The sequence below is a fragment of the Streptomyces sp. NPDC127068 genome (assembly GCF_042724695.1).
GTDB lineage: Bacteria > Actinomycetota > Actinomycetes > Streptomycetales > Streptomycetaceae > Streptomyces.
This window is the reverse complement of record NZ_JBHXEN010000035.1, coordinates 1-19,012: the sequence shown is the minus strand read 5'-3', so window position 1 is coordinate 19,012 and position 19,012 is coordinate 1. Positions and strand designations below refer to the sequence as shown.

13 protein-coding genes and 1 tRNA gene are annotated in these 19,012 nt (G+C 73.0%); 10 read left to right on the top strand and 4 right to left on the bottom strand.

The window, feature by feature from the left end:
- Positions 1-17 precede the first annotated feature (17 nt).
- The 6 genes from ACFWIA_RS21970 (at position 18) to ACFWIA_RS21945 (ending at position 9,556) form a co-directional block, all read left to right on the top strand.
- Positions 18-857 carry a carbohydrate ABC transporter permease gene (locus ACFWIA_RS21970; protein ID WP_387007708.1) on the top strand — a complete coding sequence of 280 codons (840 nt, stop codon included), beginning with the start codon at positions 18-20 and terminating at the stop codon, positions 855-857.
- 195 nt (positions 858-1,052) lie between these two features.
- Positions 1,053-2,765 carry a beta-N-acetylhexosaminidase gene (locus tag ACFWIA_RS21965; RefSeq protein ID WP_387007629.1) on the top strand — a complete coding sequence of 571 codons (1,713 nt, stop codon included), beginning with the start codon at positions 1,053-1,055 and terminating at the stop codon, positions 2,763-2,765.
- A gap of 382 nt (positions 2,766-3,147) precedes the next feature.
- Positions 3,148-4,041, top strand: a complete 894-nt coding sequence (locus tag ACFWIA_RS21960; protein WP_387007627.1) for an FAD binding domain-containing protein — start codon at positions 3,148-3,150, stop codon at positions 4,039-4,041.
- Positions 4,038-5,876 (top strand): 2Fe-2S iron-sulfur cluster-binding protein, encoded by a 1,839-nt coding sequence (locus ACFWIA_RS21955; RefSeq protein ID WP_387007625.1) that lies wholly within the window; start codon positions 4,038-4,040, stop codon positions 5,874-5,876. Before ACFWIA_RS21960 ends, ACFWIA_RS21955 begins: the two co-directional genes overlap by 4 nt.
- Positions 5,873-8,200 carry a xanthine dehydrogenase family protein molybdopterin-binding subunit gene (locus tag ACFWIA_RS21950; protein ID WP_387007623.1) on the top strand — a complete coding sequence of 776 codons (2,328 nt, stop codon included), beginning with the start codon at positions 5,873-5,875 and terminating at the stop codon, positions 8,198-8,200. The genes ACFWIA_RS21955 and ACFWIA_RS21950 overlap by 4 nt, the downstream gene beginning before the upstream one ends.
- A gap of 132 nt (positions 8,201-8,332) precedes the next feature.
- Positions 8,333-9,556, top strand: coding sequence for an SUKH-4 family immunity protein (locus ACFWIA_RS21945; protein ID WP_387007622.1), 1,224 nt, complete (start codon positions 8,333-8,335; stop codon positions 9,554-9,556).
- Here ACFWIA_RS21945 and ACFWIA_RS21940 read toward each other — a convergent pair.
- The 3 genes from ACFWIA_RS21940 to ACFWIA_RS21930 form a co-directional block, all read right to left on the bottom strand.
- Positions 9,508-10,326 carry a hypothetical protein gene (locus tag ACFWIA_RS21940; RefSeq protein ID WP_387007620.1) on the bottom strand — a complete coding sequence of 273 codons (819 nt, stop codon included), beginning with the start codon at positions 10,324-10,326 and terminating at the stop codon, positions 9,508-9,510. The two genes, ACFWIA_RS21945 and ACFWIA_RS21940, sit on opposite strands and share 49 nt — an antisense overlap.
- Before the next feature lie 99 nt (positions 10,327-10,425).
- A complete protein-coding gene (locus tag ACFWIA_RS21935; protein WP_387007618.1) occupies positions 10,426-11,403 on the bottom strand; it encodes an HNH endonuclease in 978 nt (325 codons plus the stop codon).
- Between the two features lie 230 nt (positions 11,404-11,633).
- Positions 11,634-11,708, bottom strand: a tRNA-Cys gene (locus ACFWIA_RS21930).
- A 219-nt stretch (positions 11,709-11,927) separates the two neighbouring features.
- Between ACFWIA_RS21930 and ACFWIA_RS21925 the strand changes: the two genes are divergently transcribed.
- Positions 11,928-12,326, top strand: coding sequence for a VOC family protein (locus ACFWIA_RS21925; RefSeq protein ID WP_387007616.1), 399 nt, complete (start codon positions 11,928-11,930; stop codon positions 12,324-12,326).
- Between the two features lie 140 nt (positions 12,327-12,466).
- Positions 12,467-13,702 carry an alpha/beta hydrolase family protein gene (locus tag ACFWIA_RS21920; protein ID WP_387007614.1) on the top strand — a complete coding sequence of 412 codons (1,236 nt, stop codon included), beginning with the start codon at positions 12,467-12,469 and terminating at the stop codon, positions 13,700-13,702.
- Positions 13,703-13,779: 77 nt separating this feature from the next.
- On the opposite strand, the gene ACFWIA_RS21915 is transcribed toward ACFWIA_RS21920, so the two are convergent.
- A complete protein-coding gene (locus ACFWIA_RS21915; protein WP_387007706.1) occupies positions 13,780-14,781 on the bottom strand; it encodes an N-acetyltransferase in 1,002 nt (333 codons plus the stop codon).
- A 199-nt stretch (positions 14,782-14,980) separates the two neighbouring features.
- Here ACFWIA_RS21915 and ACFWIA_RS21910 point away from each other — a divergent pair, with 199 nt between their 5' ends.
- Together ACFWIA_RS21910 and ACFWIA_RS21905 are read left to right on the top strand one after the other, a co-directional pair.
- A complete protein-coding gene (locus ACFWIA_RS21910) occupies positions 14,981-16,576 on the top strand; it encodes an MFS transporter (RefSeq protein ID WP_387007612.1) in 1,596 nt (531 codons plus the stop codon).
- Between the two features lie 235 nt (positions 16,577-16,811).
- Positions 16,812-18,602 carry a DEAD/DEAH box helicase gene (locus tag ACFWIA_RS21905; RefSeq protein WP_387007610.1) on the top strand — a complete coding sequence of 597 codons (1,791 nt, stop codon included), beginning with the start codon at positions 16,812-16,814 and terminating at the stop codon, positions 18,600-18,602.
- Positions 18,603-19,012 lie beyond the last annotated feature (410 nt).

The window sequence follows — 19,012 nt, the reverse complement described above, 5'->3', positions numbered from 1 at the left end:
GCGGGCGTCGGCTTCGGCTGGGCGGCGGACTGATCCAGCGACCCTGGCGGCTGGCCGCCGAACTGACGGCCCTGGTGGTCGCCGCGGTGGTCGCGTTCCCCCTGTACTGGATGGTCCTCTCGGCCTTCAAGCCGGCCGGGGAGATCGAGTCGACCGAGGCCCGTCCCTGGACGTTGAACCCCTCGCTGGATTCCTTCCAACGGCTCTTCGGGCAGCAGGATTTCGGTCGCTACTTCCTCAACAGCCTCATCGTCGCGGTATCCGTGGTCCTGGTGTCCGCGATCATCGCGTTCCTCGCCGCCACGGCGGTGACGAGGTTCCGTTTCAAATTCCGCACCACCCTGCTCATCATGTTCCTCATCGCGCAGATGGTGCCGGTGGAAGGGCTCGCGATCCCGCTGTTCTTCCTGATGCGGGACCTCGGTCAGCTCAACACGCTGGGCGCCCTGATCCTGCCGCACATCGCCTTCTCGCTGCCGTTCGCGATCTGGATGCTCAGGGGCTTCGTGAAGGCCGTTCCGGAGGCCCTGGAAGAGGCCGCCGCACTCGACGGCGCGAGCCGCAGTCGATTCCTCTGGCAGATCCTCTTCCCGTTGGTGTTCCCGGGTCTCGTGGCGACGAGCGTGTTCTCCTTCATTTCCGCGTGGAACGACTTCCTCTTCGCCAAGTCCTTCATCATCAGCGACACCTCGCAATCCACGTTGCCGATGGCCCTGCTCGTCTTCTTCAAGCCGGACGAGAACGACTGGGGCGGAATCATGGCGGCGTCTACAGTGATGACCATTCCGGTGCTGATCTTCTTCGTGCTCGTGCAGCGCCGTTTGGTGTCCGGGCTCGGGGGAGCGGTCAAGGACTGACCGGACCCGCGGCACCCGACGAGCACCGGCCAGCACCGACGAGCAGACGAGCAGACGAGCGCGATGACACCACCGACCACGACCACCGACGACCAGGGAACCGGGGACCGGAGAGGGGACGGACGCTCAGTGCAGGGCGGACGGACAACGGATGACACGAGTGATTCCACCACTGATGCGGGGACGGGTGACGTGATGACGGGTGACGCCGTGACGAACGCGACCGAGCGGACCGGAGCCCCGGCGCACGACGGGGCGCTGATCCCCGCCCCGCTGCGCCTGGCGCACGCCGGGGACCAGCGCCTCGCGCTGCACGCCGGGACGCTGTTGGAGACCGGACCGGGCACCGAGGACACCGCCCGGTGGCTGCGGACGTACCTCGGTGCGGCGACCGGACTGTCGCTGGGGGAGGCCCCCGCCGACGGAGCACCCGCCGGTGACGGCGACGGCGCCCTGATCGACCGACTGGCGCTGGCGATCGACCCCGAACTGCCGCAGGAGGGCTACCGGCTGACCGTGGCGGCGCCCACCGCCCGCATCGAGGGTGGCAGCGGGGCCGGCGTGTTCTGGGGCGCCCAGACCCTGCGCCAGCTGCTCGGCGCCGAAGCCCACCGCCGGGCGCCCGTCGACCCGGCCCGGAGCTGGACGCTGCCCGCGGTCACCGTCGAGGACTCGCCGCGCTTCGGGTGGCGGGGCATGATGCTCGACGTCTCGCGCCACTTCACGCCCAAGGAAGGCGTACTGCGCTACCTGGACCTCCTCGCCGCGCACAAGCTGAACGTCTTCCACTTCCACCTCACGGACGACCAGGGCTGGCGCATCGAGATCAAGCGCTACCCGAAGCTCACGGAGGCGGGCGCCTGGCGCTCCCGCACCAAGTGGGGCCACCGGGCCTCCCCCCTGTGGGAGGACAAGCCGCACGGCGGCTACTACACCCAGGACGACATCCGCGAGATCGTCGCCTACGCCGCAGCCCGGCACATCCGCGTCATCCCGGAGATCGACGTACCGGGCCACTCGCAGGCGGCCATCACCGCCTACCCGGAGCTCGGGAACACGGACGTCATCGACACGGCCGCGCTCTCCGTCTGGGACACCTGGGGCGTCAGCCCCAACATCCTCGCCCCCACCGACCACACGCTCCGCTTCTACGAGGGCGTCCTGGAGGAGGTGCTCGACCTCTTCCCCGTGGAGACCTCGCCGTTCATCCACATCGGCGGCGACGAGTGCCCCAAGGACCAGTGGAAGGAGTCCCCGGCGGCGCAGGCCCGCATCCGGGAACTGGGCCTCAAGGACGAGGACGAGCTCCAGTCCTGGTTCATCCGCCACTTCGACACCTGGGTCTCCGAGCGCGGCCGGCGGCTCATCGGCTGGGACGAGATCCTGGAGGGCGGCCTCGCACCCGGCGCGGCGGTTTCCTCCTGGCGCGGCTACGGCGGCGGCATCACCGCCGCGCGCGCCGGTCACGACGTCGTCATGTGCCCGGAACAACAGGTGTACCTGGACCACCGTCAGCACGGCGGCCCCGACGAGCCGGTACCGATCGGGTTCGTCCGCACGCTGGAGGACGTCTACCGCTTCGAGCCGGTGCCGCCGGAGTTGACCCGCGAGGAGGCCCGCCGGGTGCTCGGCACCCAGGCCAATGTGTGGACCGAGGTCATGGAGAACCCCTCGCGCGTGGACTACCAGGTGTTCCCGCGCCTGGCCGCGTTCGCCGAGGTGGCCTGGAGTGCGCTCCCGCCCTCCGCCGAGCGGGACTTCGACGGTTTCGAGGACCGGATGACGGAGCACTACCGCAGGCTCGACGCGCTCGGCGTCCAGTACCGGCCGCCGGCCGGCCCGGCGCCCTGGCAGCAGCGGCCCGGACTGATCGGCCGTCCGATCGACGGACCGCCGCCGAACGTGTGAGTTTCCCGCGGGGGCGGTCACTCCAGGGTGACCGCCCCCGCGGCGTGTCCGCGGGACGTCCGCCGGGTGTCCGCCGCGGCCCGCGCACGCCTTCCCCGCGGAGGAACCGCGAAGGCGGTCCACGGCCTCCGGGAGCGGCCCGCCCCGCCCCCCGGACCCGGCGGAGATGTCACACAACTGCCGCCAAAAGAGTGGCAAGAGGTGCGCACCGCCAAGCACGTGGGAAAACGGACGATTCCCCCGGAGTTCGGAAGAAAAACTCCTAGCGGACCCCCGCGTCGGGCGCCGGTGAAGATGTGCCAGAGTTGCCACGGCCGGCCTGTGAGCACGTACCGTACGGCCACAGGACGACCAGGCGGGACAGCGGGAAGGGGCAGCCGGTTTGACCACGCACGCACCGCAGGCGGCGCGATCCGTGACGCTGCCGAGCACACTCGACGACGCGGTCGCGGCCCTCGCCGCGACGCCCGCGGCCGTGCCCGTAGCGGGCGGCACGGACCTGATGACCTCGGTCAACTCGGGTCAGTTGCGGCCCGCGGCCCTCGTCGGGCTCAGCCGCATCAGCGAGATCCGGGGCTGGCAGTACCAGGACGGCCACGCGCTCCTGGGCGCCGGCCTGACCCATGCCCGCATGGGCCGCCCCGACTTCGCCGCGCTCATCCCGGCGCTCGCCGCCGCGGCCCGCGCCGCCGGCCCGCCGCAGATCCGCAACGCGGGCACCCTGGGCGGCAACATCGCCACCGGTGCCCCCACCGGTGACGCACTGCCGGTGCTCGCGGCGCTCGAAGCCACCGTCATCGTCGCCGGCCCCGGCGGCGCCCGCCGGGAGATCCCCGTCTCGCACCTGCTCGCGGGCGTGGCGGGACTCGGCGGCGGCGAACTCATCGGCTACGTGCGCGTACCGCTGCTGCACGCCCCGCAGATCTTCCTGAAGGCCACCGGACGCACCGGCCCCGGCCGGGCCACCGCGTCCGTCGCGCTGGTCCTCGACCCGGCCCGGCGGGGGGTGCGGTGCGCGGTGGGCGCCGTCGCCCCGATGCCGCTGCGGCCCCTCGACGCCGAGCAGTGGGTGGCCTCGCTGATCGACTGGGACGGCAGCCGCACCCTGGTCCCCGAGGCCCTCGAAGCGTTCGGCGAGTACGTCGCCGCGGCCTGCATCCCGGACGCCGCCCCGGCCGAGGACGGCACGCCGCAGCCGCTGCCGCCCGCCGTACTCCACCTGCGGCGCACCGTCGCGGTGCTGGCCCGACGAGCACTGGGGAGGGCACTGTCGTGACCGACCGACACGGCGGCGCGGGCGGCTGGGAGCCGATCCCGCGCGGCGAGCACGATCCCGAGGCGGGCGCCGACGCCACCGCCTTCGTCCGGCTCCCCGAGGGCTTCGACCTGCACGCCCACTCGCCGCTCGCCGCCCCCGGCCACGGCTACGTGCCGCCGCGGATAACGGCCGCCCCGACCACCGGACAGCCCGTCGACCCCGCGGCGCCCCCCGCCGGAACGTGGGCGCCGCAGGGCGCCGCCGGGCCCGCGCGCACGGTGGGCTGGCCCGAACCGGCCGCGTCCGGTGGCCATGTGCAGCACCCCCCGCGCGACACCGACGTCCCGTACGGTCCCGACACGGGCGACGGACCCGCCGGTACCGGCCGGGAGCACGCCTTCGAAGCGGGGCGCACCGCCCCCGGACGCTCCGGCTACGACCCGGGGGAGACCGCCCAGTGGACGTTCCCGGACGTCGTGCCCACCGAGGGGTCCGCACCGGGCGGGCCGGGGCACGAGCCCACGCAGGACGGCACCGGGCAGTGGACCATCCCGCTGGCCGCGAGCGACCTGCCGGACGAGTCCGGTGAGTTCACCACCTCCACCCTGGCCTCGCAGTGGGGCGCCACCGCACCGGCGACCCTGCCCGGCGGGGCCCCCGCGCCCTGGGCCACCGGCCCGGGCCCGGACTGGACCGCCCCCGCGGCAGACCACGGCACCCCGGCACACGGCACGCCCGCGCACGGCACGGACACCGCGCACCCCGCGGACGCGCCCACCGGAGCGCAGGGCCCCGGCGCGTACCCGACCGGTGCGCACCCGCCGGCCGCCGAACACCCCGTACGGAGCGAGGGCGAGGCCGGACCCGCGCCGGCCCCCGACAGCGGCGCGCCCGAGGCCGCCGAGGACGGACCCGGGGCACCCGTACCGGTGCCGGCCGCCCAGGACGCCCCCGAACACCCCGCCGACGACCCGGCCGCAACCGCTCCGGGCCGCGTCCGCGAGGACACCACCGCGGCCGACCCCGCCGACGGCACGGACCCCGCCGGACGCACGGCGGCCGACGAACCCGCGGAGACCCCGGAGGGCGCCCCGCAGGACCACGTCGAGCACGACGGAGCGGCGGACGAGGACCCCGCGGCACCGGCGCCCGCCGCGGCCGAGGAACCCCTCGTCCACCACGACGAACACCCCCTCATCTCGTACTCCCTGCGGGTCAACGGCGTGGACCGCCCCGTCACCGAGGCGTGGATCGGCGAATCGCTGCTCTACGTCCTGCGCGAGCGCCTCGGCCTCGCGGGCGCCAAGGACGGCTGCTCCCAGGGCGAGTGCGGAGCCTGCAACATCCAGGTCGACGGTCGCCTCGTCGCCTCGTGCCTGGTGCCCGCCGCCACCACGGCCGGCAGCGAGATCCGCACCGTCGAGGGGCTCGCCGCCGACGGCCGGCCCTCCGACGTGCAGCGGGCCCTCGCCCGGTGCGGCGCCGTCCAGTGCGGGTTCTGCGTACCCGGCATGGCGATGACCGTCCACGACCTGCTGGAGGGCAACCCCGCCCCCACCGAACGCGAAGCCCGCCAGGCCCTGTGCGGCAACCTCTGCCGCTGCTCCGGCTACCGCGGCGTCCTGGAAGCCGTCCGCGAGGTCGTCGAGGAGCGCGAGGCGCACGCGGCGGCCGTCGCCCCCCCGGCACCCTCCGAGCCCACGGCCCCCGCCGACACCGGCGAGGCACCGCCCCACCTCGGCGGCCCCGGCGAACCCCGCATCCCGCACCAGGCCGGCCCCGGCGCGGGCGGCGTCCACCCCCACGCGCACGACCCCTACGGTCCGTACGGCCAAGGCGGAGGCCAGGCATGAGCAACGAGGCGACGGCCATGGTCACCACCTCCGCCGGCACCGAGCCCGGACCCGATCCGTCGCCCCACGGCATCGGCTCCTCGCTGCCGTCCCCCGACGCCCGCGCCAAGACCGAGGGCACCTTCCCGTACGCGGCCGACCTCTGGGCCGAAGGGTTGCTGTGGGCGGCCGTGCTGCGTTCGCCGCACGCCCACGCCCGCATCGTGTCGATCGACGCCTCGCACGCCCGCGCGATGCCCGGCGTGCGCGCCGTCATCACCCACGAGGACGTCCCCGGCAACGGGATCGGCGCCGTCTACGGGCGCGGCGTGCGGGACCGCCCCGTCTTCGCCTCCGAGGTCGTGCGCCACCACGGCGAGCCCATCGCCGCCGTCGCCGCCGACCACCCCGACACCGCGCGGATGGCCGCCGCCGCCGTCATCGTCGAGTACGAGGTCCAGGAACCCGTCACCGACCCGGAGAAGGCGTTCTCCGCCGAACCGCTGCACCCCGACGGCAACCTCATCCGCCACATCCCGCTGCGCCACGGCGACCCCGAGGCGACCGGCGCCGTCGTGGTGGAGGGCGTGTACCGGGTCGGCCGCCAGGACCCCGCCCCGATCGGCGCCGAGGCCGGCCTCGCGGTACCGCGCCCCGACGGCGGCGTCGAACTGTACGTCGCCTCCACCGACCCGCACGGCGACCGGGACCTCGCGGCGGCCTGCTACGGGCTCGACCCCGAACGCGTCAAGATCGTCGTCACCGGGGTGCCCGGCGCGACCGCCGACCGCGACGACCCCGGCTTCCAACTCCCCCTGGGGCTGCTCGCCCTGAAGACGGGCTGCCCCGTCAAGCTGACCGCGACGCGCGAGGAGTCCTTCCTCGGCCACTCCCACCGCCACCCCACCCTGCTGCGCTACCGCCACCACGCCGATGCCGAGGGCCGGCTCGTCAAGGTCGAGGCCCAGGTCCTCCTGGACGCCGGCGCCTACGCCGACACCTCCTCCGAGGCGCTCGCCGCCGCCGTGGCGTTCGCCTGCGGGCCCTACGTGGTCCCCAACGCCTTCGTCGAGGGCTGGGCCGTGCGCACCAACAACCCGCCCTCGGGCCACGTGCGCGGCGAGGGCGCCCTCCAGGTGTGCGCGGCGTACGAGGCGCAGATGGACAAGCTCGCCCGCAAGCTCGGCGCCGACCCGGCCGAGGTGCGGATGCGCAACGTCCTCGCCACCGGTGACGTGCTGCCCACCGGCCAGGCCGTCACCTGCCCCGCGCCGGTCGCGGAACTCCTCACCGCGGTACGGGACTTCCCGCTGCCCGCCCTGCCCAAGGACACCCCCGAGGACGAGTGGCTGCTGCCGGGCGGACTGGAGGGCGCCGGGGAACCCTCCGCGATCCGCCGGGGCGTCGGCTACGGGCTCGGCATGGTCCACATGCTCGGCGCGGAAGGCACCGACGAGGTCTCCACCGCCACCGTCAAGGTCCACGACGGCGTCGCGACCGTCATCTGCGCCGCCGTCGAGACCGGCCAGGGCTTCGGCATGCTCGCCCGTCAGATCGTCCAGGAGACCCTGGGCGTCGACGAGGTGCACATCGCCCCCGTCGACACCGACCAGCCGTCCGCCGGAGCCGCCTGCCGGAGCCGCCACACCTGGGTCTCCGGCGGGGCCGTGGAGCGCGCGGCCAAGATGGTCCGCACCCAACTCCTCCAGCCGCTGGCCCACAAGTTCGGCATGTCCACCGAACTCCTCCAGATCACCGACGGGAAGATCACCTCCTACGACGGCGTCCTGTCCACCACCGTCAGCGAGGCCCTCGAAGGCAAGGAACTGTGGGCCACCGCCCAGTGCCGCCCGCACCCCACCGAGCCGCTGGACGAGAACGGCCAGGGCGACGCCTTCGTGGGCCTCGCGTTCTGCGCGATCCGGGCGATCGTCGACGTCGACATCGAACTCGGCTCGGTGCGCGTGGTGGAACTCGCCGTCGCCCAGGACGTCGGCCGCGTCCTCAACCCGGCGCAGCTCAGGGCCCGCATCGAGGCCGGTGTCACCCAGGGACTGGGGGCCGCGCTCACCGAGAACCTGCGCACCCCGCGCGGACTCGTCCGCCACCCCGACCTCACCGGTTACGCCCTGCCGACCGCCCTCGACGCCCCGGACATCCACATCGTCACCCTCATCGAGGAACGCGACGTGGTCGCCCCCTTCGGGGCGAAGGCCGTCAGCGCGGTGCCCGTCGTGACCAGCCCCGCGGCCATCGCCTCGGCGGTGCGCGCGGCGACCGGCCGCCCGGTGGCCCGGCTGCCGATCCGCCCCCAGGCCGCGGTGGTCACCACCCCAACCGCCTGACCCGCCCCGCCCGGCCTCCGCGCCCGGGGCGCTGTCAGTGGTGCCGCGTACCGTCGAAGTCGTTGGGGATCACGCCCGGTTAGCCGGTGCGGAGCCCCGCCGACCGTTCGTTGACACGCCACGGGGGGTTCCATGGCCACGACCGAGACGATCAGGTTCACCGAGGACGAGCTGCCGCGCTCCCTCACCCACGGGCCCACCCGGCGCCACCTCACGGGCCCCGGACTGCCGGCCGGGGGAGGGCACCTGTTCCGCTTCGGCCCGCCGCGCACCCTGGCGGGCGACCTCCTCGTCCTCGGCGGTCTGAGCCCCGGCGGCGCAGGGTCCGACGGGGTGCGGGGGCAGCACCCCGGGCCCCTCGTCACCCTCGAAGGCGCCACCGGACGACTGTTCCTCACACCCCGCCCCGACCTCGACCCCGGGCGCCCCCACCCGTACGACGGCCCCGGGCCGCGACCGGCACCCGGCGACCCGCTCGCCCCCGACCTCGCCACGCTGCTCCGGTTCGCGCGCGCGGTGCGGGAGTGCACGGAACCGGCGGACCCGGGCGGACCACCCGCCGTCCACGACGGCCCTCGCTACGGACCCGGCGCCGCCGCCCTGGCCCGCAGCCACCTCCTCGACCTGTTCCGGGCGGAGCTGCATGGAGCGCCCGTCCCGGTCTTCTGGCTGGTCACCGCCTGGGTCAGACCACTGGCCCGGGTCCCGACCCCCGGTATCCACCTCCAGATCGACCTGCCCGGCCGGCTGCTCGACGAGGAGTTCGGCGCCGGGGAGGTCAGCCGCTGCGAGGACGCCGACCTGCCCGCCGCACTCACCCACGAACCGACCCGCCGCTTCCTCAAGGACGTCGGACTGCCCGAGGAAGAGGACGACTTCGTCGCCGCCCGGCTCCCGCTGCGGACCCTCGCCGAGCACCACGCCGGGGCGCATCCGGTCACCGGCCGGCCCGCCGACCTCCCCGCCCGGGCGGCCCGGCTGATCCCCGTCGGACATCTGATGCACGACACGGACGTCGTGGTCGACGGCGCGACCGGTGCGGTCCTCTCCTGGCACTGGGCCGCCCCCTGCCCCCGCCCCCTCAACACGGACGTCTCCACCCTGGCGTTCACCCACTGGCTCGGGCACCGGGCGCGCGAGTGGGACGCCGACCGCGACCGCCGGCTCACCGCGCAGTCCGGGGACCTGCTCGCGGGCGCGGTCCACGCGGTGCTGAAGTCCGTCGACCCGGTCACCGCCCGCCACCCGGAGACCGCCTGGACCCCGCCCGGAGGGCGCCCCGACCGTTTCGCCCCCCTGCACCTGCCCTACGACGAGACGTCCCCCGCGACGTTCGCCTGGGAGTCGGCCGACTGAGGACCCGCGGCGATCGCCCGGACCAGGGTCGTGATGACCTCGGCCCGCTGCGCGGCGGTCAGGCCCGCGTCCGCCACCAGACGCTCCGCCGCCAGGTACCGGGCGAACTCCAAGGGCTGGTCGAAGTACGCCTTGAGGTGCCCGGCTGCGGTCTCCTGCGACTTCACGAACGTACTGCTCACGAACCCGGACAGCGCAGCGGACACCGCGCCCAGGGCCCCGGCGACCACCGCCCCCGCCGTCGTGCTCGCGTTCAGCGCCACGATGACGAACGCCGTCAACAGCACGAAGCCGATGACCATCGCCACCTGCGCGTTGCGGAACGACTGCCGCGCCTGCTGCGTGGCGATCTCGTGGTAGAGGTCCAGTCGGCTGTGGGTCAACTGCCACAGCTGCGCCAGCGCCAACCCCCGCCCGGCCGCCGGCTCGTCGGGCCCCGTGGCCCCGTCCTCGGTCTCCTCCAGCCCCGGCACCCCGCCCACCGCGGTGCGGGGAGCGGGTACGTCAGGGTGCGAGAGTGCGGCCTCCAACCCCTGCTCCGCCTGCCGGACCCGCATGCGCCCCTCGGCGACCTGCCGCGGCTCCTTCGGGTCCAGCGAGGTGAAGACGGCGAAGGCCAGCCCGATGGTGGCCAAGGTGGCCGCGCCCCCGATCGTCAGGCTCTCGGACAGCGGCCGGCCCTCGTGAACGGCGATGACCGCGAAGGCGACACCCGAGAGGGAACTGCTCAGAAGGGTGGCTCCCACCCAGAGCGTGCGCTTGGTCGACATGACTGATCATTCTCGCGAGGTGCCGCGGGCCGCGCCACCGCTTCCCACGAACCGGGACGGGCCGAAGGGCGACACCCCGTTCCGGGTGCTGCCGAAGTACTACTGGGCGGTGACCGGGTCGAGCAGGCCGGTGGTCTGGGCGGGGATCGCGACGAGGCTGCCGCGGTGCATGTCCCAGTGCTTGGCGAGCCACTTCCGGTGGCCCGCGTCGACCGGGACGGTCAACGGCCGGCCGTGGAGCCGGTCGTAGACCGGGTAGGCGCGGGTGCTCGCGGCCACGTCCAGAGTGAGGGTGTGCGGGTCGATCGCGATCTCTCCGAGGTCGAAGAGCCGGTGCACGTCGCGGCGCAGCAGGAGACCGCCGCTCGCGTGGTGCACGCTCTTCTTGGCGTAGCTGTAGAGGTGGGCGGCTTCCAAGACCGTGGCGGGCATGCTGCCGGTGAAGGCGCAGACCTCGCCGAACGTGGTCAGCAGGGCGGCCCGGAACGCGGGCTGGCCCTTGCGGACGCGGACGACCGACTCGGCGTGGCCGCCGGCGATGACGTCCTCCGCCCGGTCGATGACGCTGAGCGGGGTGGCGTTCCTGCCCGACTCGACCCGGGCCCGGAACTCGTCCCAGTGCAGCCGGCGCAGCGCGTTCTGGGACTTCTTCTCTTCGCACAGCGCGCGCAGTTCGGGCGCGGTGAGGTGGCCGTGGAGGTCGATCCAGCCGGCCTCGTAGCGGGCGCGGTAGGTGAGGACGTCGACGGTCTCGACGGCGGGCCGGTCGAACTCGGCCCTGCACTCCTTGGTCCAGCACCGGTACGTCGGCGTCATCGTCTTGCGCGGGGCGATGTCGGCCTTCCCGCACTTCGGGCAGGAGCTGAGGTCCTTCGTCCCGGTTCCCGTCTCGATCGTCTCGATCACCGACAGGCCCAACGAGCTCTCGCCGTCCCACAGCACGATCCGGTCGCCGACCCGGACGCTGGTCGCGTTCGGCACCCGACTGTCCCAGCTGTAGTGGGTGGCGCTGTTGTCGTCGTACCCGCCACCGACCCGCTTGGGGTCCTTGCCCAGGTACATCAGCCACGCCGTCATCTGTCCCCTCCCGTCGATCAGACCCGCGCCGTGTGACGCGTCGCCCCGCTGATCAACGTACCGAGAGCCACTGACACTCCACCCCGCTACGGTCCTCCTCGCCGTGCGGACGGACCTCGTGCGACGGGTGGACGGCCGCACGGACGGGAACTGAGACGGGCGCACGGACGGGCACACGGATGGGCGGCACCCCGAGGGGTGCCGCCCATCCGTCCTGCTTGCTCAAGACATGGAGGCCGTGGCGGGAATCGAACCCACGTAACTCGCTTTGCAGGCGAGTCCCTAAACCACTCGGGCACACGGCCGTGTGTTGAAGACGTGTTCACCGTAGGAGAGGAGCGCACTCCTGCTCAAGGTGTGGCGCCGCTGTGCCACGGGACCGCAATCCGCCGTTCACAATCGGGCGGCGGCCCGTTGCGCCGCGCCCTCCCTGCCGCGCCCCTCAGGGGCCGGGAAGAATCCAGGGGCGCGTCACGGGCGGCCCGCCTAGGCTGAGCCCTCGCCCGCACTGGCTTGGGAGTCATATGACCAGCAGGTTCACGGAGTTGACCGTCGACTGTCACGATCCGGAGCGGCTCGCGGCCTTCTGGTGCGCGGTCCTGGACTTCAAGGTGATCGACCGGAGCGCGCACAAGGTCGAGATCGGCTCCTGGGAGCCGACGGCCGAGGAGGTCCGGGCCCGACAGATGCCGCCCACCGTGCAGTTCATCCGGGTGCCCGAGGGCAAGGACGCGAAGAACCGGCTCCACCTGGACGTCAGCCCGATCGACTCCAGCACCGCCGACGAGGTGGCCAGGTTGCGGGAACTCGGCGCCACCGAGGCGGACGTGAGCCAGGGCCCCGGTCGGAGTTGGGTGGTCATGGCCGATCCCGAGGGGAACGAGTCCTGCGTCCTGCGCACGCTGGCACCCTCCGGTCAGTGATCCGAACGCCGCCGGAACTGCCCCTCTGACGGCAATACTTGGGGGCTACCGCCCTATGGGACCACGGTGTGATGTGGCGCCCGGGCAATGGCTACCGCAGGGTGATGCGGGGCCGGGTACCTCGGCCCTACCTTGTGGCCATGATCCGAATGAGCCGGGCGGCCACCGCAGCCGCCCTCGCGATGTCCCTCGCCGTGCCGCTGGGCCTGGCGAGCACGGCGACCGCCCAGGACCGGTCGGCGTTCCCGTCAGCGGCGCCCTTGTGGGCGCCCCCGTCGGCGTCCTCGCCGGCATTCCGATCGGCGGAGTCCGTCCCCGCCCACCCCGCCCGACTTCCGCGCCCCACCGGAAAGCACGGCGTGGGCAGCAAGGTCCTGCACCTGGTGGACCACTCCCGCGCCGACCCCTGGGTGCCCACCGCGGACGGGCGGGAGCTGATGGTCACCCTGCACTACCCGGCCGCCCGCTCGGCCAAGGGCAGCCCGACCCGGTACGCCACGGTCGAGGAGACCCGAAGGATGCGGGACGGCTTCGCGCTACCGGCGGCCATCCCCGCCGAGCAGATGAGTCGGATACGGACGCACAGCAAGGTCAACGCCCCCATCGCGAAGGGACGTTACCCCCTGGTCCTGCTGTCGCCGGGCTACGGTGCCGGTCGCTACACCCAGACGAGCCTCGCCGAGGACCTGGCCAGCCGGGGTTACGTCGTGGCCTCCATGGACCACGCCTACGAGTCCTTCGGCACCTCGATGCCGGACGGCCGCACGCTGACCTGCGCTTCCTGTGAGGCCGTCGACTACAACGGCGTCCCGATCACCTTGGTCACCCAGACCCGGGCGAAGGACGTGTCCTTCCTCCTGAACCAGCTCACCGGCCCCGATCCGGTCTGGCCCCACTCCGGGGCGATCGACAAGAAGCGGGTCGGCATGGCCGGCCACTCCATCGGTGGCGCGGGTGCCGCTTCCGCCATGGTGGGCGACCGCCGGGTGCGCGCCGGGATCAACATGGACGGAGCGTTCTGGGAGGAGATGCCCCAGGGCGGCCTGGGCGGGCGACCGTTCATGTTCCTCGGCACGGACGACGAGATGCACCGCCCCGGCGGCGTGGACCGGTCGTGGGACGCCACCTGGTCGAAGCTGGACGGCTGGAAGCGTTGGCTCACCGTCTCCGGGTCGCACCACGGCACCTTCTCCGACTTCCCGGTGCTCACCGAGCACTACGGGCTGCCCGGTGAGCCCTACCCGGCGGCCCGGGGCATCGGCATCACCCGTACCTATGTCGCCGCCTTCTTCGACCGGCACCTGCGCGGCGCCGCCCGCCCGATACTCGACGGCCCCACGACCGGGAACCCGGAGGTGAAGTTCCACAACCCCTGACCCCGTGGAGCGTGGCGCCCCCGGCACCGACCGGATCGGTCGGTCCAGGCCGGTGCGGGGGAGGAGACCCGCGCGACTCAGGACGGACGGTGTTCCCATCCCCGCGCCGTGCGGGTCAGTTCACGGAAGCCGCCGGCAGCGAGCAGGGCGAGGTCATCGCTTTCGTCCGGTGCGGCATACGTGAGGACACGGTCGACCCCGCACAGGGCCAGCCAGGCCCGGGCCTGACCGAGGAGCCAGCGGAACAGCTCCGGGTGCGCGTCATCGGGCAGGTCGAAGTCACTGAGGTCGGCCATGCCGCCGGGACGCGCATGCCGTTCGGGACGGCCGAGGGAGGTGTCGAGTTCGACGTACCCCAGGTCGTCCGCCCCGCTCCGCGCCGTGAGCCGGATGCCCAGCCCCGTGCCGAGGGTGCGGTGCACGGTGAGCCCGGGCAGCGGTGGGGCGAGCGCCGGATCGGGGAGGTCGGAAAGGGGAGCGAGCAACAGGATCTCGGTGTCCCCGGTGTGCACGAAGCCCGCCCGTTCCAGGGCCGTGCTGATGTGCGGCCAGGGGGCAGGGACCCCGTAGACACCGGGGGCGGGCAGCTGCCCGTCGGCGTACCGGACCCGGACGTGCCAGCGGGTGAACTGGGCGAGGCACGCGGACAACAGCAGATCGGCCACCCACTCCTCGTCCCCGGCAGCAACGTCCGCGGACCCATGGGCCTTTGCGGGGGCGTCGTGCTCGATCGGGAGGTGAACGGACCAGAGGAGGGAACCGGCGTCGCGGAAGTCCTCGCCGACATCGGGATCGTTGCGGTACCGCAGCAGATGGGCGGCGCCGACGATGCGACGCCGGTGCTCGACGACCAGCGTCACCCGCTCGGCGACCCAGGGGTCGAGGACGTACTCGTCGGGGCGGCGCTCCAGGCTGCTGATGACGGTGTTGACCGACACGCTCGCGCCGGGGACGACCGCGGCCACATGGGCGTTGATCAGATCGGTGAGTTGGTCGCGATCCTCGCGGTGAAAGGTACGCACGTTCAGAGAAGTGGGCACGACGATGCCTCCGTGGAGTAACGAGGGGGAGGCCGCCATGAGGTGCGGTACGCCGACCACGGTAGCACTCCGCAGTTCACGGGGAGCGGGCGAAGCCCGCGGGGCGCCGCCGCGCGCGGTCGGGTCCGGGCCGAGCCCGCTCCTTCCACCGCCCGGCGGGTCCTAGGACCAACGGACCAAGGGATTCCTGTTCCGCGGCAATGGCCACAGAGGGGGTTCGCCTCTTACGTTGGCTGTCATGAGCACCGACCCCAGTGAGTGTGAACCAGCCACGGACGGAACCGGAACCGACGACCTGGGGAAGCGGAGCAGCAACACCACGCCCAGCGCAACCGTGCACACCGCAACCGTGCAGGCCACCGCATCCCCTCCGGTCCCCACGGACACCGCCGCGCAGCACACCGACGTCACGGACGGAGTGCTCGGCACGTCGTACCGCGCCCTGAGCATCGGCATCGTGTCGGTCGTGCTGCTGATCGCGTTCGAGGCGACGGCCGTGGGCACGGCCATGCCGGTGGCGGCCCGCGAACTGGACGGGGTCTCGCTCTACGCATTCGCCTTCTCCGGGTACTTCACGACCAGCCTGTTCGGCATGGTGCTGTCCGGGCAGTGGGCGGACCGGCGGGGTCCGCTCCGACCGCTGACCACCGGGATCATCGCCTTCGGAGTGGGGCTCGCCCTGTCGGGGACGGCCGGCACGATGTGGCTGTTCATCCTGGGCCGCGCGGTGCAGGGCCTGGGCGGCGGCCTGGTGATCGTCGCGCTGTACGTGGTGGTGAGCCGGGCGTACCCGGAACCGTTGCGGCCGGCGATCATGGCGGCGTTCGCGGCGTGCTGGGTGATCCCGTCCGTGGTGGGGCCACTGGTGTCCGGAGCGGTCACCGAGCAGTTGGGCTGGCGCTGGGTGTTCCTGGGCATCCCGGTACTGGTGCTGCTCCCGCTGGCACTCGCACTGCCGCAGATACGGCGACGTGCGTCGGGCCCGGCACCCGGGAGCGAACAGGACGGAGCCCCGACCGACCGTGTGACGACCGCGCCCAAGGGGCAGCGCATCCGGCTGGCGTTCATGATCTCGGCCGGGGCCGGACTGTTGCAGTACGCGGCACAGGACCTGCGCTGGTTCTCGCTGCTCCCCGGCGCGCTGGGCATCGCCCTGCTGGTCCCGGCAGTGCTGGGGCTGCTGCCGCGCGGAACCTACCGGGCGGCCCGGGGGCTGCCCTCCGTGGTGCTGCTGCGCGGCGTGGCGGCGGGTTCGTTCATCGCGGCGGAGTCGTTCGTGCCGCTGATGCTGGTCACCCAGCGGGGACTGTCGCCGACGCTGGCGGGGCTCTCCCTGGCCGCCGGCGGGGCCACCTGGGCGCTCGGCAGCTTCGTGCAGTCACAGGGCCGGGCCGCCGCGCACCGTCACCGGCTGATGGCGTTCGGCATGGTGCTGGTCGCCGCGTCGATCGCCGTCGCGCCGACGGTGCTGATCGCCTCGGTGCCGGTGTGGATCGTCGCGGTCGCCTGGGGGTTCGGCTGCTTCGGCATGGGGCTGGTGATCTCCTCCACCAGCGTGCTGCTCCTCCAGCTGTCGCCGCCGCAGGAGACCGGCAACAACTCCGCGGCGCTCCAGATCTCGGACGGCCTGTCGAACGTGCTGCTGCTCGCGCTGGGCGGAGCGGCGTTCGCGGCCCTGGGCGGCGGTGCCGTGGGAGCCGCGCACGGGGCCGCGGCCACGGGGGGCTCCGAGGCCCACACCGGAGCCTTCGTGGTGGTGTTCCTCCCGATGGCGGTGGTGGCCGCGCTGGGCGTGTGGGTGGCCACCCGGGTGCGGGTGCGGGAGCCCCACTGACCCCACGAGGGCCGGACACACCGGATGTTAACGGGGCGTATCCACCGGGTCGGGTGAACCGTGACGTCTCGGTGGCCGTCCCACGTGGTCCGTCGTGTGAAGCCCGTCTCACCCCAGCCGGGCGGACCCCGTCCCGCCCGGACCGGGTTCTGAGCACCGATAGGGTGGCCCGGTTGTCATACCCGTGCGGGCGGCTCGACGGCCCGCCGACCGGACCACCGTCGAACCGGAGACCGTGACTACCACCGCCACCCACTCCCATCACCTGTCGCCCGCCTTCCCCAACCGTGCACCGTGGGGAACCGCCAGCAAGCTGCGCGCCTGGCAAGAGGGGGCGATGGAGAAGTACGTCCAGGAACAGCCCCGCGACTTCCTCGCCGTCGCGACCCCGGGCGCCGGCAAGACCACCTTCGCGCTCACCCTCGCGTCCTGGCTCCTCCACCACCACGTGGTGCAGCAGGTGACGGTGGTCGCGCCGACCGAGCACCTGAAGAAGCAGTGGGCGGAGGCGGCGGCCCGGATAGGCATCAAGCTGGATCCCGAGTACAGCGCCGGCCCCCTGGGTCGCGACTACCACGGGGTGGCCGTGACGTACGCGGGCGTCGGCGTCCGGCCGATGCTGCACCGCAACCGGGTCGAGCAGCGCAAGACGCTGGTGATCCTCGACGAGATCCACCACGCGGGCGACTCGAAGTCCTGGGGCGAGGCGTGCCTGGAGGCGTTCGAGCCCGCGACCCGGCGACTGGCGCTCACCGGTACGCCGTTCCGCTCGGACACCAACCCGATCCCGTTCGTGGCGTACGAGGAGGGCAACGACGGCATCCGCCGCTCCTCCGCCGACTACACGTACGGCTACGGCAGCGCGCTCGGGGACGGGGTGGTGCGGCCCGTCATCTTCCTCTCGTACAGCGGCAACATGCGGTGGCGCACCAAGGCGGGGGACGAGATCGCCGCCCGGCTCGGCGAGCCGATGACCAAGGACGCGGTCTCGCAGGCGTGGCGCACCGCCCTCGATCCGCGGGGCGACTGGATGCCGAACGTGCTGCGGGCCGCCGACCGCCGGCTGAACGAGGTCCGCAAGGGCATCCCGGACGCCGGCGGGCTGGTGATCGCCACCGACCAGGACTCGGCCCGTGCGTACGCCAAGCTGATCCGGGAGATCACCGGCGACAAGGCGACCCTGGTCCTCTCGGACGACTCGGGGGCCTCGGACCGCATCGACGAGTTCAGCCACAGTGATGACCGCTGGATGGTCGCGGTGCGCATGGTGTCTGAGGGAGTCGACGTACCTCGACTGGCCGTCGGCGTCTACGCGACGACCATCTCCACGCCCCTCTTCTTCGCGCAGGCCGTCGGTCGTTTCGTGCGGTCCCGGCGCCGCGGCGAGACCGCTTCGGTGTTCCTGCCCACCGTCCCCGACCTGCTCGGCTTCGCCAACGAGATGGAGGTCGAACGCGACCACGTCCTGGACAAGCCGAAGAAGGAGGGCGAGGAGGACCCCTACGCCGAGTCCGAGAAGGAGATGGACGAGGCGAACCGGGAGCAGGACGAGGACACCGGCGAGCAGGACTCGCTGCCCTTCGAGGCGCTGGAGTCCGACGCCGTCTTCGACCGGGTGCTCTTCGACGGCGCGGAGTTCGGGATGCAGGCGCACCCCGGCAGCGAGGAGGAGCAGGACTACCTCGGCATCCCCGGTCTCCTCGAACCCGACCAGGTGCAGATGCTGCTCCAGAAGCGGCAGGCCCGGCAGATCGCGCACTCCCGCAAGAAGCCGGACACCGAGGCCGACCTGCTGGAACTGCCTGCGGAGCGGCGCCCGGTCGTCTCCCACAAGGAGCTGCTGGAGTTGCGCAAGCAGCTCAACACGCTGGTCGGTGCGTATGTCCACCAGAGCGGGAAGCCGCACGGGGTGATCCACACCGAGCTGCGGCGGGTGTGTGGGGGGCCGCCTAGCGCGGAGGCCACGGCGGGTCAGCTTCGGCAGCGCGTCGACAAGGTCCGGGAGTGGGCCACTCGCATGCGGTGACCCTCCCGGGTGGGGGGCGGTGCGGGTGGCGCGGGTCCGCGGTGGCCTTGCGCAGTTCCCCGCGCCCCTGGGGTGCGTTGCCCCTGCGCGGGTGCGCGGTGGTTTTGCGCAGTTCCCCGCGCCCCTATCGGGACGCACCCATCCAGCACAGCGCACCCGCACAGGAACGACGCACCCGTAGGGAAGCGCACCGGAGGGGCGCGGGGAACTGCGCGAGCAAGCACAACGTACCCGCACAGGGACAACGCACCCACCCAGGGGCGCGGGGAACTGCGCAAAGCAACAGCGCACCCGCACAGGAACGACGCACCCGCAGGGAAGCGCACCGAAGGGGCGCGGGGAACTGCGCGAGCAAGCACAACGCACCCGCACAGGAACGCCGCACCCCTCACGGCATAGCACCGACCAGC

What these genes read in the sequence shown, in the direction of transcription:
- ACFWIA_RS21920 (WP_387007614.1), top strand. Translation starts at nt 12,467, where the DNA reads ATGATCCGAATGAGCCGGGCGGCCACCGCAGCCGCCCTCGCGATGTCC.
- ACFWIA_RS21915 (WP_387007706.1), bottom strand. Translation starts at nt 14,781, where the DNA reads ATGGCGGCCTCCCCCTCGTTACTCCACGGAGGCATCGTCGTGCCCACT.
- ACFWIA_RS21925 (WP_387007616.1), top strand. Translation starts at nt 11,928, where the DNA reads ATGACCAGCAGGTTCACGGAGTTGACCGTCGACTGTCACGATCCGGAG.
- ACFWIA_RS21910 (WP_387007612.1), top strand. Translation starts at nt 14,981, where the DNA reads ATGAGCACCGACCCCAGTGAGTGTGAACCAGCCACGGACGGAACCGGA.
- ACFWIA_RS21935 (WP_387007618.1), bottom strand. Translation starts at nt 11,403, where the DNA reads ATGACGGCGTGGCTGATGTACCTGGGCAAGGACCCCAAGCGGGTCGGT.
- ACFWIA_RS21945 (WP_387007622.1), top strand. Translation starts at nt 8,333, where the DNA reads ATGGCCACGACCGAGACGATCAGGTTCACCGAGGACGAGCTGCCGCGC.
- ACFWIA_RS21950 (WP_387007623.1), top strand. Translation starts at nt 5,873, where the DNA reads ATGAGCAACGAGGCGACGGCCATGGTCACCACCTCCGCCGGCACCGAG.
- ACFWIA_RS21965 (WP_387007629.1), top strand. Translation starts at nt 1,053, where the DNA reads ATGACGGGTGACGCCGTGACGAACGCGACCGAGCGGACCGGAGCCCCG.
- ACFWIA_RS21940 (WP_387007620.1), bottom strand. Translation starts at nt 10,326, where the DNA reads ATGTCGACCAAGCGCACGCTCTGGGTGGGAGCCACCCTTCTGAGCAGT.